We start from the raw sequence: 14,357 nt of genomic DNA, 5'->3' as shown, positions 1-14,357 counted from the left end.
AGCGCTTCGATGAGCCTCACCGCCGCCCTTACGACCGCGCAGTCGTCGCTCAAGACCGTCGCCGGTCAGACGGCGGTCGTCTCGCGCAACGTCGCGGGCGCGGGCGAGGCGGGGTACACCCGGAAGACCGCCCTCGCAGTGACGGGTGCCGACGGCGGCGTCCGGGGAATTAATGTCGGGCGGGCGACGGATCGCGCGCTCTACGAGCGCGTGCTCCAGGCCAGTTCGAAGGCAGCCGGGGGCGCGGCGCTCGCCGAAGCCCTGGAGCGCCTTCAGTCGAGCCTCGGAACGGATTACGCACGCTCGCCGTCCGTGGCGCTCGGCGCGCTGCAGCAATCGCTGCATCTGTTCGCCGCCGCTCCAGGCGATCTCACCCTCGCCCAAGGCGTGCTCTCGCAGGCGGAGACGGTCGTCACCACCCTGCACGAGGGCTCGGCCGCAGCGCAGGCGCTGCGGGCGGATGCCGATGCGGGGATCGCCGCCTCGGTGGACCGCGTCAACGGCATCCTGAGCAAGTTCCAGAGCGTGAACGCCGCGATCGTCAACGGGACGATCGCGGGTAGCGACGTGACGGCCCTGATGGACACGCGCGACGGCATGATCGCCGAACTCGCGGCGGAGATCGGGATCACCGTGGTCGGTCGCGGCAACAACGACGTGGCGCTCTACACCGAGAGCGGCGTGACCCTGTTCGAGACGGTGCCCCGGACGGTCAGTTTCGTCGCCACCCACGCCTTCGGCGCCGGCACGGCCGGCAATGCCGTCTACGTCGACGGCGTGCCGGTGACCGGCGACGGGGCGATGGCCGTCCGGAGCGGCCGGATCAGCGGGCTCGCCGCCGTCCGCGACGAAGTGGCCGTCGAATATCAGGCCGCGCTCGACGAGATCGCCCGCGGCCTGATCGAGGCCTTCGCCGAGGCCGATCTGAGCGCCGTCCCGACGCTCCCGGATCGACCGGGCCTGTTCACCTGGCCGGGCGAGCCGGCGATTCCGGCCGGCGGCGCGATTCACGCCGGCCTCGCGGCCACCATCGTCATCAACGCGAATGCCGATCCCGCCCGGGGCGGCGACCTCGCGCGCCTGCGCGACGGCGGCATTTCCGACCCCGGCAATCCCGCCTACGTCTCCAACGTGGACGGCGGCGCCGGCTTCTCCGCACGCATCGAGGCGCTCGTCGATCAGATGACCGCTGCCCGTGCGTTCGACCCGGCTGCCGGCGGCGGGAGCACGACCGGCCTCCTCTCCTTCGCCTCGGGAAGCATCGGGCGGCTCGAAGCGGCGCGGCAGGGCGCGTCGGCGGACGGCGCCTACCAGACGGCCTTCCTCGAGCGGGTGAGCGAGGCATTCGCCAACGCCACGGGGGTCAATCTCGACGACGAGATGGCCGAGATGCTGCGTCTCGAACGCTCCTATCAGGCGTCGGCCAAGCTCATTGCGGCGATCGACGCGATGCTCGCCATGCTTCTGGACGCGACGGGGTAAACGATGAAGACCGGCTACGTGGCGACCAGCACCATCGCCTACGCGACCCGGACCTCGCTCCTGCGGATGCAGGCCGAGCTCGTGAACGCCCAGAAAGAGCTGGTGAGCGGCAAGGTGGCCGATCCGGGCCTGGCCCTCGGCGCCCGCGCAGGAAAGCTCGTGTCCATCGACCAGGAGCGAAACAGCCTCCAGGCGATGATCGACGCCAACAAGATCGTCGCTTCCCGACTGCAGGCGACCCAGGCGGCGCTCGGCGGAATCGCCGAGCAGGCGTCGAGCTTCCTCGGCGCGCTCGTGGGCGTTGGCCAGGCAGACGGCGCGGCCTCCGCGCTGCGCTCCGAAGCGGACGCCGCGCTTCGCGCCATCACGGGAACGCTCAATACGGCCTACGGCGGAACGCATCTCTTCGGCGGGATCAATATCGATGTCCGGCCGGTGGCCGACTTCTTCTCCGACCCGCCGTCCGCCGGCCGGCAGGCGATCGATGCGGCCTTCATGGCGGCATTCGGCACCGCGCCCGACGACGCTGCCGCCGGCGCGATCGACGGCGCGGCGATGCAGGCCTTCCTCGACGGCGCGTTCGCGGCCCTCTTCGACGAGGCGGCGTGGTCCGCCGATTGGTCGGCCGCTTCGGACCGCAACATCAGGAGCCGGATCTCCCGGACCGAGCTGATCGAGACCTCCGTCAGCGCCAACGAGACGCCTTTCCGCCAGGTCATGATGGCGCTTGCCATGGTCGGCTCGCTCGCGAGCGACGAACTCAACGGCGCGGCGCGTCAGGCGATCGTCGACTCGGCGACCGCGCTCCTCGGCAAAGCGGTCGGCGGGATCACGGCCATGCAGACCCGGCTCGGCAGCGCGGAGTCGCGGCTCGACGAGGCCACCGAGACGATGACCGTCCAGACCGATCTGCTCCAGAGCTACATGAGCGCGCTCGAGGGCGTCGATCCCCTGGAAGCCGCGGCGCGCGTCAATGGCCTGACCACCCGGATCGAGACGGCCTATGCCCTCACCGCCCGGCTCCAGCAGCTGAGCCTGTTGAACTTCCTCTGACGAAGAGACGCGTGGAAGGACCCTGACGGATGTACCAGTTCGCGTATTCCGAGATCCTTGACGACAGTCCGGACACGATGCGGGACGGCGAGCGCCGCGCCTTCGACCATGCGATCGCGTTGCTGGAGGCGGCCGAGCGCGCGGGGCCGCGCTCCATGGAGGCCATCGAGGCGCTCCATTTCGTCCGGCGCCTCTGGTCGGTGCTGCTGGACGATCTCGTCGCGCCGGAGAATGCGCTGACCGAAGAACTCCGCGCCGGTCTCATCTCGATCGGGATCTGGGTCATCCGCGAGGCGGAGCGGATCCGGCTCGAGGAGGTCGAGAGCTTCGCCGGGATCATCGACATCAACCGTACGATCCGCGCCGGCCTGGAGGGACAGGCCTGATGATCGTGTCGCTTCGCCCAGGCGAGAAGATCTACATCAACGGCGCGGTGCTGAGGGCCGACCGGAAGGTGTCGCTCGAGCTGCTCAACGACGTGACGTTCCTGCTCGAAAGCCACGTCATGCAGCCGGAGCAGGCCACGACGCCGCTCCGGCAGCTCTATTTCGTGGTGCAAACGCTCCTGATGACCCCGGGCGATCCGGCTGCGCGCGACGTTTTCGAGGAGATGCGCGCACGCCTCCTCGAGTCCTTCGCGAATGCGGGAATCCGTTCCGGTCTTGCCGAGATCGAGCGGCAGGTCGCGGCGAAGCGGCCGTTCGATGCGCTCAAGACGATCCGGGGGTTGCTGCCGGTCGAAGAACGAATCCTGGCCGGGGCGGAAGACGTCTCGCCGCCGCGCGCCGCCTGAGGAGGCCGTCATGGAAGTCACGTCCACCACCGCCGCAGGAACCGCCGGCACCGCCCGGACCAGCGCGTCCGCGGCGTCGATCGACTACAATTCCTTCCTGAAGCTCCTCATCGCGGAGATGAAGAACCAGGACCCGACGAACCCGATGGATTCGTCCGACTACGTCGCCCAGTTCGCCGCCTTCTCGAACGTCGAGCAGGCGCTCGCCACCAATGCGAGGCTCGACGCGCTGCTGACCTCCTCCGCGCTGGCCCAGGCCGACGGCGTGATCGGCCGCACCGCGACCTCGCCGGACGGCACCCTGTCCGGCAAGATCACCTCGATCCGCATCACTTCGGGCGCGCCGGTGGCCCTCCTGGAGAGCGGCAGGGAGCTCGTGCTCGACGCGGGCGTGACGATCAGCTGAGATGAACGAGGCGGACGCGCTTGATCTCGTCCAGCAGGCGATCTGGACCGTGATCCTCGGCTCCGGCCCCGCAGTCGCCGCCGCAATGATCGTCGGCGTCGCCATCGCGCTCTTCCAGGCCGTCACGCAGATCCAGGAGATGACGCTCACCTTCATTCCGAAGATCGTCGTGATCCTGGTGGCGATGACGCTGACGGCGCCCTTCATCGGCGCGCAGATCTACGCCTTCACCGAAGTCGTCTACGGCCGCATCGAGAGCGGGTTCTGAGCGAGAGGTCGAAGCTCGTCGAGGCGACGGGCTTCAATACTGCCCGGCGAGGCTCGATTCCAGCAGGGCGATCTCGTCGGCCGTGAGGTCGAACAATCCGTAGACGATGCGGTCGATCTCGCGCTCCGCCGCCGCGATCTCGGCGGAGAGGCGGCGCACTTCTGCTCCGCTAGCGGCGAGGAATCGCTCCCAGTCGCCACGCTCGCGCACGGGGATGTCGGCCTTGAAGGCGCGGTTCGCTTCGGCGCGGAAGCCAGCGAAATCGAGGTCCCACCAGTGTTCCAGCCGCCGCGTCAGCTTGAAAGGCCGGTCCGCCGGGCAGAGATCGCGGAGGCGGTGCTGGACCGCTGAGATTTGCGCCGAGCGCTGTATCGCTGCAGTTGCGCATGATTCGGACAGACCTGCAGCACTTGCGTGAGGCGCTGCCGAATGGAAGGGCATTGCGATTTCCTGAACGTACTGCGCCTCGGCCTCGATGTAGCCTCCACGCTTTAATCTAGCCATTGAAGCCAGTTGAAACCAGGATGCTGTACTGTTCAATACGGCTGATACGTAAGGATCCTCGGCAGAGAGAAAGAAGCATTTGTTGTTGAGGTAGCTCCCGGTGAAATCACTAGCAAATGACCGCTCATCTTGGAAGTGCGGCCAGGCAATCTTCGGCGTCTCAAACTTCGGCTGATACGCCAGCTGTGCCTGCTGCAGCTCCCACCATTCCTGCCTGGTCGCGCGCTTCTCCAGTTCCGGGCGGAAGGGCAGCAGCCAGTCGCGGATGGCGGGATAGCGCTCGATGTCGACCAGCCCCTTCGGCGTGTTGATGAGGAACAGCCCCTCCGGCTCCACCCGCCAGCGCTTGATGTCCTCGCCGCGCAGGAACGGCTTCAGGAGTTCCGCCGAGCGCGGGTCGGCGGCAACCAGCCGGTCGCGCGTCGGCGTGTTGATGACGAAGGCTTCATTCAAGCCTGTAACGATACCGCGCAATGGCGGGCCGTAGACCTCGCCGAGCGTGGGCCGGCCGGCGGTGATCTTGTCGCGCAGGCGCGCCAGCGGCTCGTCCTCGAACCGCCACGAGCCCGTGCCGAGCCGCGCGCGCGACATTGGCCGCGCTTCCTTCTCGAAGGTCGCCGTCAAATCCTTCGGCAGCGTCTCCTGAACCTTGAGGAAGAGCAGGTCACCGCTCTGCGGAGCGTCCGTCTTCTTCAGCGTGACGATTGCGGGGTAGGTGGTGACTCCCTCGAAGAGCTGGAGGTCGCCGAAGTCGACCACCGTCTCCACCGCTGCCCCGTCGCCCAGGAAAGTCCGCAAGTTCTCGCCCGAGCCGGTGCGGAAGAACGTGGAGGAGGAGATGTAGCCGAGACGACCGCCCGGCTTCAGGATGCGAACGCCCCGTTCGAAGAAATAGGCGTAAAGGTCGGCCCGGTCTGCCGCGACGACGTAGTTCTTCTCGAGGTACGGCTTGACCGGCTTCAGGTGCTCCATGCGCACATAGGGCGGGTTGCCGATCGCCACGTCGAAGCCGCCATCCGCGAAGACGTGCGGGAAGGCCGCGCGCCAGTCGAACGGCCGTGCGGTGTAAGCCGGGTCGTCGATGAGGCTGTCGCCGACCTTGATGGTCGCCTCCAGGTTCTGCAGCCGGTGCTTGTAGCGGGCCGTCTTAAGCCAAAGTGCGAGCCGGGTGATCTCGACGGATTCGGCATTGAGGTCGACGCCGTAGAGGTTCTTGGTGACGATCTCGTCAAAGGGATCGAACCCGACCGGCTCCCCGAGATCGAGCAGGCGCTCCGTCACGCGGCGATACTCGGCGGCGAGAAGATCGAACGCGGCGACCAGGAAGGCGCCTGAGCCGCAGGCCGGGTCCACGATGGTGAGCGAGCGAAGGGTCGCGAGGTAGTCGCGCCAGAAGCCCCGCTCGGACGCCTCGCCGTCGCGCCAGCGGATCGCATCGCCGTTCTCGGGCAGGGCACCGTCCTCCGCATGGGTGGCCAGCCGGGCGGCGAAGCGTTCCTCCAGGGTCTTTCCGACGGTGCGCTCGACCAGAAAGCGGGTGACGATGTCGGGCGTGTAGACGACGCCCTCGCGCTTTCGCTTCGAGACCACCGGCGTCGGCTGGCCGGTAAGTTCCGCCCGCTCCTTCTCGAGATCGGTGATTGACTGCTCGAAGATGTGGCCGAGCAAGGTGACCGGCACGTCGGTGCGGTAGTCCCACTGGCCGAGCCTGCTCACGTCCTCGGCGAGTTCGTCCGGCAGGATGAGGTCGTCGGCGATGGGGTCGGGCGCGAAGAGGCCGCCATTGTAGGCGTGGATGTAGAGCCGCGGCTCGCCTTCGTCGATGAAGCGAAAGAGAGCCAAGAAATTGCGCCAGACGGGTTGCGGCACGAAGGTGCTGCGCTCGGCCGCCGCCTTCTCCAGTGTCCGCTCGGGCAGCAGGTCGTGGCGCTGCGCGAAGGCGATGAACAGGATCCGATCGAGCAGCTTCTGCGCCAGCTCGATTGCCGAAAGCGGAGCGAGGCCAGGGCCGTCGGCGGCGTTGATCAGGAATCCGATGAGCCTTTGCCTGAGCTGGCTGTATTCCCGATAGAGTTCGTCGGTGATGGTGCGGTAGGCGCTGTCGGTCTCCGCGAGCAGCTTCTCCGTCGCGCCGCCTAGAAAGCGGTCGGCCGCGAGCAGGAGCCACAACCTTTCGTGCTGGTCGTGCTCGTCCAGTCGCGTCAGGTCGAAACTCTCATACGCTTCGCGTCCGCGGCCGAAAGCATAGAGACGCACTTCGAGGCAATTCGAGACGAGCACCCACCGCGAGCCCGGCGCGTCGATGGCGTAGTCCCAAGCCTGCTGAACAGGGCTGCGGCCCCGACCGGGCGGCACGGCGTCGAGGTCGCGGGCTCCGGGCCCTTTCAGCTCGAAGGGCGCGAGGATGCGGTCGATCCCTTCGGCATCCGGAAACAGGCCTAGCGCGACATCCACTGCACCGCGCCGAATGGATCGCTCGCGATCCAGCGTGAACGGATGGTCAGGGTCGTACGAGCGGTAACCGAGGACGCGACCGAGTACCTGTTCGACGAAGACGTCGCGGACGGCCGTCTCCTTCTGCTTCAGGAACCGTGCGCTGCGGGCCTTGCGGGCATAGTCCTGCGCGGCGGCGAGCTGGTCCGCCGATGGATCGAATGTGGTTCGCTGCAGCGCCTCCTGGAGGACGCGGTAGTTGAACAGCGGCACGCGGAGGCTGCGCGGGGCAGGGCGGCCGCCCTTTCCTCCGCGCCCGCCCGCATGAGAGAGCGGGATGCCCGCCGCCACGAACAAGTCCATGCGGCGAGCCTACTTGGGCCGGCAGGGTCGGTCGAGTTGATGCAGTCGATCTCAACAGCTTTCACCTTGACGGGCGCCCGTACAAGACGGCGGCGGCCCGCCGCCGCGCGCCCGACCACCTCCGCGCAAGCTTGATCGGGCATCGTGCCGGCCGCATGCGCCAAGGTGGGTAATGGCCGACACGCTCGTCTCCTCTGCGCCCGTCGACCGGAAGGGCGGCCGGGACATCGGCTTCGCGCTCGGGATCGTCGTCATCCTGACGATCCTGTTCCTGCCGATCCCGCCGGTCCTCATCGACATGGGGCTGGCGCTCTCCATCGCGATCTCCGTGCTGATCCTGATGGTCGCGCTGTGGATCCAGAAGCCGCTCGACTTCTCCGCCTTCCCGACCGTGCTGCTGATCGCGACCATGCTGCGCCTGTCGCTCAACATCGCGACGACGCGGACCATCCTGTCGGAGGGCTCCCATGGCGTCACCGCCGCCGGCTACATCATCGGCGGCTTCTCGAGCTTCGTGATGAGCGGCGACTTCGTCATCGGCCTCATCGTCTTCATCATCCTCGTGACGGTGAACTTCGTCGTCATCACCAAGGGCGCGACCCGCATCGCCGAGGTCGGCGCGCGCTTCACGCTCGACGCGATCCCCGGCAAGCAGATGGCGATCGACGCCGACCTTTCCGCCGGTCTCATCGACGAAAAGCAGGCGCAGAACCGGCGGCGCGAGCTGGAGGAGGAGAGCGCGTTCTTCGGCGCCATGGACGGCGCGTCGAAATTCGTCCGCGGCGACGCCATCGCCGGCCTCATCATCACGGCGGTGAACATCTTCGGCGGCATCCTGATCGGCGTCACGCGCCACGGCATGCCGCTCGGCCAGGCCGCCGACGTCTTCACGAAGCTGTCGGTGGGCGACGGGCTCGTCACGCAGATCCCGGCGCTCATCGTCTCGCTGGCCGCCGGCCTCCTCGTCTCCAAGGGCGGCACGCGCGGCTCGGCCGAGCAGGCGGTGCTCGGCCAGCTCGGCTCCTATCCGCGCGCGCTCTTCGTCGCGGCGCTCCTCATGATCATCCTCGCCGTGCTGCCGGGCCTGCCGTTCCTGCCGTTCGCGTTCCTCGGCTGCCTGATGGCGTCGATCGGCTACATGATCCCGGTCCGGCTGGCGCGGGTGCGGGCCGCCGAGCAGGCGCGGGTGGACGAGGCCGCGGAGGCGGAGCGCCGCGAGGCCGCCGATTCGGTGAAGGAATCCCTGAAGACGCCGGAAATCGAGCTCTGCCTCGGGAAGCAGCTCGCGGTGGCGCTCCTTTCCTCCCACGGCGAGCTTGCCCACCGCGTCGGCCGCATGCGGCGGAAGTTCGCCCAGCAATACGGCTTCGTCGTTCCCGACATAAAGCTCACGGACAGCCTGACGATCGGGCCGAAATCCTACCAGGTCCGAATCCACGGCACGCTGACCGCGAGCCAGGAGGTGCGGCTCGGCGACCTCATGGTCATCATGGGCGAGGGCCGGGCACCTGACCTTCCCGGCGACGAGGTCCGGGAGCCGGCGTTCGGCATGAAGGCGATGTGGATCCCGGAGGCGTTCTCCGGGGAACTCAAGCGCCAGGGCTTCAGCCCGGTCGACAACGTCTCCATCATTCTCACCCATCTCAGCGAGATCATTCGCAACAATCTCCCGCAGCTCCTCTCCTACAAGGACATGCGGATGCTGCTCGACCGGCTGGAGCCCGAGTACAAGCGCCTGCTCGAGGACATCTGCCCGGCCCATCTCTCCTATTCCGGGCTGCAGGCTGTGCTGAAGCTCCTGCTCGCCGAGCGCGTCTCGATCCGCAACATTCACCTGATCCTCGAGGCGATCGCCGAGATCGCGCCGCACGTCCGCCGGTCCGAGCAGGTCGCCGAGCACGTGCGGATGCGGATCGCCCAGCAGATCTGCGGCGACCTCGCCGAGAACGGCGTCCTGAAGGTGCTCCGCCTCGGCAACCGCTGGGACCTCGCCTTCCATCAGAGCGTGAAGCGCGACGCCAAGGGCGAGGTGATCGAGTTCGACATCGACCCGCGCCAGGTCGAGCAGTTCGGGGCGGAGGCGACGAAGGCCATCCGCGAGCGCATGGACGAGGGCGAGAGCTTCGTCCTCGTGACCGCGCCGGAGGCCCGGCCCTACGTTCGCCTCATCATCGAGCGGCTGTTCGCGACGCTCCCCGTCCTCTCGCACCTCGAAATCGCCCGAGGGGTAGAGATCAAGTCGCTCGGGACGATCTCGTGACGTCCTTCGGCTCGGAGGTTGTGCTCGCCACCTTCGTCCTGTTCTGCCGGATCGGCGCCTGCCTGCTGCTGATGCCGGGCCTGTCCAGCCCACGCATCCCCGTCCAGGCGCGGCTCTTCCTGGCGATCGCGATCACGCTCGCGCTCACGCCGGTCCTGCTGCCGGGCGTGGATCCGGACATCGCGGCCGACGCGCCCGTGGCGCTCACGCGGCTGATCGTCTCGGAGCTCCTGACCGGTGCGCTCATCGGGCTCATGGGGCGGATATTCTTCATCGCCCTGGAAACGCTCGCCACCGGCGTCACGATGGCGATCGGCCTCGGCAACATGCCGGGCGCCCCGGTCGAGGAATCCGAGCCGCTGCCGCCGCTCGTCTCGCTGATCATGCTCTCGGCGACGATCCTGATCTTCGCCACCGAGCAGCACTGGGAGATCCTCCGGGCGCTCGTCGCCTCCTACGCAGCGCTCCCGGCGGGCGAGTTCTTCGCGGCGCGGTTCGGCCTCAGCGAGGTTGCGGACCGGCTCGCGGAAACCTTCGTGCTCGCGCTCCGCGTCAGCAGCCCCTTCATCGTCTATGCCGTGATCGTGAACCTCGCCGTCGGGCTCGCCAACCGCCTGACGCCCCAGATCCCCGTCTACTTCATCTCGCTGCCCTTCGTGCTCGCGGGCGGCCTGTTCCTGCTCTACGACCTGATCCGGGATTACCTGCATCTCTTCGTGTCCGGCTTCGCGGCCTGGCTTGCGACCGGTTGAGCCATGGCCGATCGCCTCGAATCGCTGGAACGGATCGTCGGCCTGCAGCGCCAGCTGCACCGGATGGCCGAGTGGCGGCTGGCGGAGCTGGAGCGCCGGCGTGCCGAGAACGACGAGGCGCAGCGCGTCCTGGTCGAAGCGCTCGGCGGCGATGCCGCGCTGCATGGCCTGTTCGTCGCCCCGATGGCCAGTCGCCTGCGCAGTCTTGCGGTGGAGGGGGAGCGGATCGGGCGAGACGTCGACCGCTGCCGGGCCGAGCTTCTCGACGTTTCGCGACGCCTGAAGCAGGCGGAGCGCGTGGCGGCGGCGCTCGCCGTCGAATCGCTCAGGAAGAGCGAGGCCGAGCAGCTTCGGGAGGTCATCGAGCAGTGCCTGTCCGCCGGCCCCGCAAGCCTCCCGTAAGCTTGTGCGGCCAAGCTGGCGCGCAGAGTTCGTGAGCACGCTGCCGTGGCCGTCAACCTGCCGTCCGACCTGATCCTCGACGTGGCACGCGCCGCCGATCCGTCGCGCCTTCGGGCTGCGGCGGAGAGGCTGCACGCGCTGCCGCTGGTCCCGCTCGAGGAGCAGGGCTCGTTCACCGAGGCGCTGGAGGCCCGAAGCGCATCGCTGCGGCCTGGCCCGAGCGATCCGATGGCGACCCTCACAGCGCTCCGGAACGGCTCTGCGCTCCGGGCCGCCGGTGCAGGCGACGAGCGCAGCGTCTACAGGCGCTTCGAAGCCTTCGTCCTGCAGACCTTCGTGGAATCGATTCTGCCCAAGGAGGCGAGCAGCGTGTTCGGCAAAGGCACGAGCGGATCGATCTGGCGCTCCATGCTCGCCGAGCAGATTGCCGGGCAGGTCGCCGAAGCGGGCGGCGTCGGCATCGCCGACAGGCTGGTTGCGGCCCGTTCCGGCCCGGACGCGGCCTTTGCCGCCCGGACGGCGTCCGCCGTTCCGGACTTCGAGCGGGCCGTGCCCCGTGCGCCCGCCGCGCTCCGGCCGGCCGCGGCAGGGGTCTGATCGCGATGGCTTACGATGTCCCGACCGGCCATGCTCCGGCCACCGCTCCCGGCATGGCCGCCTTCTTCAGGGCCGTCGCAAGGGTGGAGGAGGTCGTCGACCAGGAAACCGAGTGCCTGCGCCTGCGGCGCGGCGCCGATCTCGACGACTTCAACCAGCGCAAGAGCCTCGGGATGCTTGAGCTCAGCCGCGCGATGCGGGCGCTCGACCGCTCCGGCCAGGACGAGGTGATTGCCGCGCGCCTGCGGGCGCTGCGGGCCCGGCTGGAGGAGAACCGGGCGGCGCTCGGGGTCCACCTGCGGGCGGCTCAGGAGATCTCGGAGATCATTGCCGGTGCGATCCAGGACGCGCAGTCCGACGGCACCTATTCGGTCGCTATCGGATCGACGGGCCGCGCGCGGTGATCCGGTTCCTTCTCACCGGCGCCTGGGTCTGTGCGGTCACGGTCGCGTCGAGCTATTTCGCGCTCCAGTGGAAGCTCGGGTCCGGGCCGGAGGCGGGGGGCAGCCCGCTCGCCGGCGTCAGCCTCGAGAAGACGCGGGCGATCAGCGTACCGATGATCGCGGATGGCCGGATCCAGGGCTATGTCGTCGCCCAGTTCGCGGTGACCGTGGATTCGGAGAAAGGGGGGCGCCTGCCGGTTCCGACCCAGGCCTTCGTGATCGACGAGGCGTTCCGGGCGATCTATTCCGACCCGACCTTCGATTTCCGGAACCTTGCCCGCTACGATCTCGCCGCCCTCACGCGGTCAATCGCGGCCAAGGTGAATGCGCGCCTGGCCGACGAGGTGGTCCGCGAGATCCTCGTGGAGGAGTTCAACTTCGTGCCGAAGAGCGAGGTCCCGTCGTGAGCGAGCGGACCGGGCGCAGGATCCCCATCATCACCGCGACGTGGATGCCATGCGAATCGGCCGCCTGACCTGGTGCGGCCTGGCCGTCGCCGGGCTCGGCTGGCTGCTTCTGGCCGCCGCCGCGGCGCCGGGCCTCGTCGGGCTCGACCCGGGGGCCGGAACGGGCGCAGTCGCGCCGACCGCACCTTCTCCGGCGATCGCGCAGACCACGGTTCTGAGCGGCTTCGCGCTCGCTTTGCTCGGCGCCCTCTACGACGGCTTCGGTGCGCTCAACGCCTTTTTCGAGGCCGTGCTGAGGCGTTCGGCCGAGCGCGTCCATGCGCCAGCCCCTCCGGCGGAAATCGCCAGCGACGCGGTCGTGGAGCGCGGCTGGGTCAAGGATCGCGGCTATGCGCTCTTCGCCGACGGCAGCGTCGAGGTGGAGACGCTCCTCGGCACCCGCCGCTTCGCCTCCTTCGAGGAGGTCCACGAGTTCATCGGCGCGTGACGGGGCCGCGGCCGACGGCGTAGAAGCGGCCGGCGAGAGAGGCACGTTCCGGGCCGCTGATCCTCGGGCGCTCCCGGCCGAGCTCGAAGCGCACGCCGATTTCCTGTCCGCGCCGCCAGACCACCGTCGCCCCGATGACTTCGGCGCTGTCGTCCTCGAAGAGGTGGATCAAGTCGGGGACGGGCGCGGGCTCGACGAGCCGCAGGCGGGCGCCCAAATCCGAGCGGTCGTGAATCAGGCATTCGATGAGGAAGGCGTTCCGCGTGTCGAGGACCTTGCCCGACCTCAGCCGGGTGCGCCGCCTCGCCTCGGACCGCTTCTCGCCGCCCGATGCGGGCCCGGTCACGGCAAGGGCGCCCGGCGGAGAGAGCCTTCCCGGGGCGACCGGATCAGCCCCTCGGACGTCACCACGACCCAGCGCCCCGACCGCTGCTCGATCGCTTCGACACGGCCGGCGCCCGGCAGGACCGCGCCGGGCTTCACCTGGCGAAGGCCTTCGTCGCTCTCGATCAGCGCCGAGCCGTCCCAGACGCCGAGGAGCCTGTAGCTGTCGGCGCCCAGGGCCGCGGCGGCGCCGGAACGGCTGGAGCCCGCGGGTGCGTCCGGGCCGCCGCCTGCGCTGCGCGAATCGCTCTTCGCCTCCACGCTGCGGGCGAGCGAACCGGTGACGGCCGGGCCGTCGCTCCAGCTCTCGTGCCGCTCGAAGTCGACAACGATCCTGGATCCGCCGGAGGAGGGGGCGGATGCGCTCTCCGTCTGACGGTCCCGGGTGATCATCGTCCCCGCGAAAGTGCCCGAAGCGACGGCGAGGAGGATGCCGGCCAAAGCGAGGCCGTGCTCCAGCGTGAAGCCTCTCCGCTCCCGCAGGGGCGTCGGAGGCGTGGCGGCGAGCGTGGGAAGCGGCCGCGACCAGGCCGCGCGCCGGGTGTGCCCGATATCCGCTTCGAATTTGGCCGATCTCGCCATTCCGGACCGATGCGCGCCTGATGGTGTCGCCAACCATCCTGCCCGGTCATGGTTACCCGAGGCTTAACTCGAAGGCGAAAGGCCGCGGGGACACATGTCCCGTCGATCCCGCCCGGCAGCGATCCCGGTCAGTCGAAATAGGCCATGAGGGGATCGATCGCCTTGGCGCCCCCCGCCGAAGCAGGTCGCTCGGGCGGAATCACGACCTGACCTGCCTTCCGCGCCTTCACGAGGTCCTCGAGCGTATGCTGGTCGAGCACTTCGAGGAATGCGCTGAACGCGTTGTTGAAGATGCGGTTGATCGGCGCGGCCGGGCGGATCAGGCACTTGTCCTGGACCTGGCCGAAGCAATCGGCCTGGAGGTCGGCGTCCTCGGTCAGGCGAACGACGTCGCTGATCCGGATCTCGCCGGGCGGCCGGCCGAGGCGGAGCCCGCCCTTGCGCCCGCGGGTCGTCTTCACGAGCCCGCCATGGACGAGAATCGGGATGATCTTCAGGACGTTGAACTCGGTGATCTGATACGCCCTGGCGATTTCCGCCGCCTTCACCTGCTGATCGGGATGGAGCGCGCAGTGCAGGAGAATGCGCAGCGCATAGCTGGTCTGCTTGGTCAGTCTCATCTGTCCAATCGTCGGTAATCCGCGCCCACTCCGCCGATACACTTAGCACGTCCGGCCCAATCGGGCCAACGCCAGCAGTCCGGCGGATGCAGGGCTCTCCCGATCCCGGCGGGGTGCCGGC

Annotated in this window: 17 protein-coding genes; 13 read left to right on the top strand and 4 right to left on the bottom strand. The window is 68.6% G+C overall.

Going from position 1 to position 14,357, the window contains the following annotated elements; translation table 11 throughout:
- Nucleotides 1-9 precede the first annotated feature (9 nt).
- Genes flgK through fliQ form a run of 6 tightly spaced genes read left to right on the top strand, consistent with a single transcriptional unit; the run spans nt 10 to nt 4,002 of the window.
- On the top strand, nt 10-1,482 hold the full coding sequence (gene flgK / locus ACUN0C_RS09170) for a flagellar hook-associated protein FlgK (protein ID WP_445466050.1): 1,473 nt from the start codon (nt 10-12) through the stop codon (nt 1,480-1,482).
- 3 nt (nt 1,483-1,485) lie between these two features.
- Nucleotides 1,486-2,535: a flagellar hook-associated family protein gene (locus ACUN0C_RS09165; protein WP_445466049.1), complete on the top strand. Its 1,050-nt coding sequence runs from the start codon at nt 1,486-1,488 to the stop codon at nt 2,533-2,535.
- 29 nt (nt 2,536-2,564) lie between these two features.
- Nucleotides 2,565-2,921, top strand: a complete 357-nt coding sequence (flaF, locus tag ACUN0C_RS09160) for a flagellar biosynthesis regulator FlaF (RefSeq protein WP_445466048.1) — start codon at nt 2,565-2,567, stop codon at nt 2,919-2,921.
- Entirely contained in the window at nt 2,921-3,328 is a 408-nt protein-coding gene (flbT, locus tag ACUN0C_RS09155) for a flagellar biosynthesis repressor FlbT (protein ID WP_445466047.1), read from the top strand. The genes flaF and flbT overlap by 1 nt, the downstream gene beginning before the upstream one ends.
- Before the next feature lie 10 nt (nt 3,329-3,338).
- Nucleotides 3,339-3,734, top strand: a complete 396-nt coding sequence (gene flgD / locus ACUN0C_RS09150) for a flagellar hook assembly protein FlgD (protein WP_445466046.1) — start codon at nt 3,339-3,341, stop codon at nt 3,732-3,734.
- A 1-nt stretch (nt 3,735) separates the two neighbouring features.
- On the top strand, nt 3,736-4,002 hold the full coding sequence (fliQ, locus tag ACUN0C_RS09145) for a flagellar biosynthesis protein FliQ (protein WP_445466045.1): 267 nt from the start codon (nt 3,736-3,738) through the stop codon (nt 4,000-4,002).
- A gap of 33 nt (nt 4,003-4,035) precedes the next feature.
- Here the strand turns inward: fliQ and ACUN0C_RS09140 are convergent, their stop codons facing one another.
- On the bottom strand, nt 4,036-7,302 hold the full coding sequence (locus ACUN0C_RS09140; RefSeq protein ID WP_445466044.1) for an Eco57I restriction-modification methylase domain-containing protein: 3,267 nt from the start codon (nt 7,300-7,302) through the stop codon (nt 4,036-4,038).
- A 172-nt stretch (nt 7,303-7,474) separates the two neighbouring features.
- Here ACUN0C_RS09140 and flhA point away from each other — a divergent pair, with 172 nt between their 5' ends.
- From flhA to ACUN0C_RS09105, 7 genes are read left to right on the top strand one after another with little or no spacing between them, the layout of a single operon-like run.
- Nucleotides 7,475-9,562: a flagellar biosynthesis protein FlhA gene (gene flhA, locus ACUN0C_RS09135; RefSeq protein WP_445466043.1), complete on the top strand. Its 2,088-nt coding sequence runs from the start codon at nt 7,475-7,477 to the stop codon at nt 9,560-9,562.
- Nucleotides 9,559-10,314, top strand: a complete 756-nt coding sequence (gene fliR / locus ACUN0C_RS09130) for a flagellar biosynthesis protein FliR (RefSeq protein WP_445466042.1) — start codon at nt 9,559-9,561, stop codon at nt 10,312-10,314. The genes flhA and fliR overlap by 4 nt, the downstream gene beginning before the upstream one ends.
- Before the next feature lie 3 nt (nt 10,315-10,317).
- Nucleotides 10,318-10,716: a hypothetical protein gene (locus tag ACUN0C_RS09125; RefSeq protein WP_445466041.1), complete on the top strand. Its 399-nt coding sequence runs from the start codon at nt 10,318-10,320 to the stop codon at nt 10,714-10,716.
- Between the two features lie 45 nt (nt 10,717-10,761).
- A complete protein-coding gene (locus ACUN0C_RS09120; RefSeq protein WP_445466040.1) occupies nt 10,762-11,313 on the top strand; it encodes a rod-binding protein in 552 nt (183 codons plus the stop codon).
- Nucleotides 11,314-11,318: 5 nt separating this feature from the next.
- Nucleotides 11,319-11,717, top strand: a complete 399-nt coding sequence (locus ACUN0C_RS09115; protein ID WP_445466039.1) for a flagellar protein FlgN — start codon at nt 11,319-11,321, stop codon at nt 11,715-11,717.
- Complete coding sequence (locus ACUN0C_RS09110; protein ID WP_445466038.1) at nt 11,714-12,163, top strand: hypothetical protein; 450 nt, start codon at nt 11,714-11,716, stop codon at nt 12,161-12,163. Before ACUN0C_RS09115 ends, ACUN0C_RS09110 begins: the two co-directional genes overlap by 4 nt.
- Before the next feature lie 49 nt (nt 12,164-12,212).
- Nucleotides 12,213-12,650 carry a hypothetical protein gene (locus ACUN0C_RS09105; protein WP_445466037.1) on the top strand — a complete coding sequence of 146 codons (438 nt, stop codon included), beginning with the start codon at nt 12,213-12,215 and terminating at the stop codon, nt 12,648-12,650.
- Here ACUN0C_RS09105 and ACUN0C_RS09100 read toward each other — a convergent pair.
- The 3 genes from ACUN0C_RS09100 to ACUN0C_RS09090 all read right to left on the bottom strand — a co-directional run bounded on the left by ACUN0C_RS09100 (nt 12,637) and on the right by ACUN0C_RS09090 (nt 14,236).
- On the bottom strand, nt 12,637-12,996 hold the full coding sequence (locus ACUN0C_RS09100) for a PilZ domain-containing protein (RefSeq protein ID WP_445466036.1): 360 nt from the start codon (nt 12,994-12,996) through the stop codon (nt 12,637-12,639). The genes ACUN0C_RS09105 and ACUN0C_RS09100 overlap by 14 nt on opposite strands.
- Nucleotides 12,993-13,616: a hypothetical protein gene (locus tag ACUN0C_RS09095; RefSeq protein WP_445466035.1), complete on the bottom strand. Its 624-nt coding sequence runs from the start codon at nt 13,614-13,616 to the stop codon at nt 12,993-12,995. The genes ACUN0C_RS09100 and ACUN0C_RS09095 overlap by 4 nt, the downstream gene beginning before the upstream one ends.
- 128 nt (nt 13,617-13,744) lie before the next feature.
- Entirely contained in the window at nt 13,745-14,236 is a 492-nt protein-coding gene (locus tag ACUN0C_RS09090) for an Rrf2 family transcriptional regulator (protein WP_445466034.1), read from the bottom strand.
- Between the last annotated feature and the right edge of the window lie 121 nt (nt 14,237-14,357).

Source organism: Faunimonas sp. B44 (assembly GCF_052655945.1).
Note: the sequence above shows the minus strand (reverse complement) of the source record. Positions and strands in the feature narration are given on the sequence as shown.

Excerpts from the sequence above, each read along its gene's own strand:
- ACUN0C_RS09115 (WP_445466039.1), top strand. The coding sequence starts at position 11,319 with ATGGCTTACGATGTCCCGACCGGCCATGCTCCGGCCACCGCTCCCGGC.
- flaF (WP_445466048.1), top strand. The coding sequence starts at position 2,565 with ATGTACCAGTTCGCGTATTCCGAGATCCTTGACGACAGTCCGGACACG.
- flgK (WP_445466050.1), top strand. The coding sequence starts at position 10 with ATGAGCCTCACCGCCGCCCTTACGACCGCGCAGTCGTCGCTCAAGACC.
- ACUN0C_RS09165 (WP_445466049.1), top strand. The coding sequence starts at position 1,486 with ATGAAGACCGGCTACGTGGCGACCAGCACCATCGCCTACGCGACCCGG.
- flhA (WP_445466043.1), top strand. The coding sequence starts at position 7,475 with ATGGCCGACACGCTCGTCTCCTCTGCGCCCGTCGACCGGAAGGGCGGC.
- ACUN0C_RS09105 (WP_445466037.1), top strand. The coding sequence starts at position 12,213 with ATGCGAATCGGCCGCCTGACCTGGTGCGGCCTGGCCGTCGCCGGGCTC.
- flbT (WP_445466047.1), top strand. The coding sequence starts at position 2,921 with ATGATCGTGTCGCTTCGCCCAGGCGAGAAGATCTACATCAACGGCGCG.
- flgD (WP_445466046.1), top strand. The coding sequence starts at position 3,339 with ATGGAAGTCACGTCCACCACCGCCGCAGGAACCGCCGGCACCGCCCGG.
- ACUN0C_RS09090 (WP_445466034.1), bottom strand. The coding sequence starts at position 14,236 with ATGAGACTGACCAAGCAGACCAGCTATGCGCTGCGCATTCTCCTGCAC.
- fliQ (WP_445466045.1), top strand. The coding sequence starts at position 3,736 with ATGAACGAGGCGGACGCGCTTGATCTCGTCCAGCAGGCGATCTGGACC.
- ACUN0C_RS09140 (WP_445466044.1), bottom strand. The coding sequence starts at position 7,302 with ATGGACTTGTTCGTGGCGGCGGGCATCCCGCTCTCTCATGCGGGCGGG.
- ACUN0C_RS09095 (WP_445466035.1), bottom strand. The coding sequence starts at position 13,616 with ATGGCGAGATCGGCCAAATTCGAAGCGGATATCGGGCACACCCGGCGC.
- ACUN0C_RS09125 (WP_445466041.1), top strand. The coding sequence starts at position 10,318 with ATGGCCGATCGCCTCGAATCGCTGGAACGGATCGTCGGCCTGCAGCGC.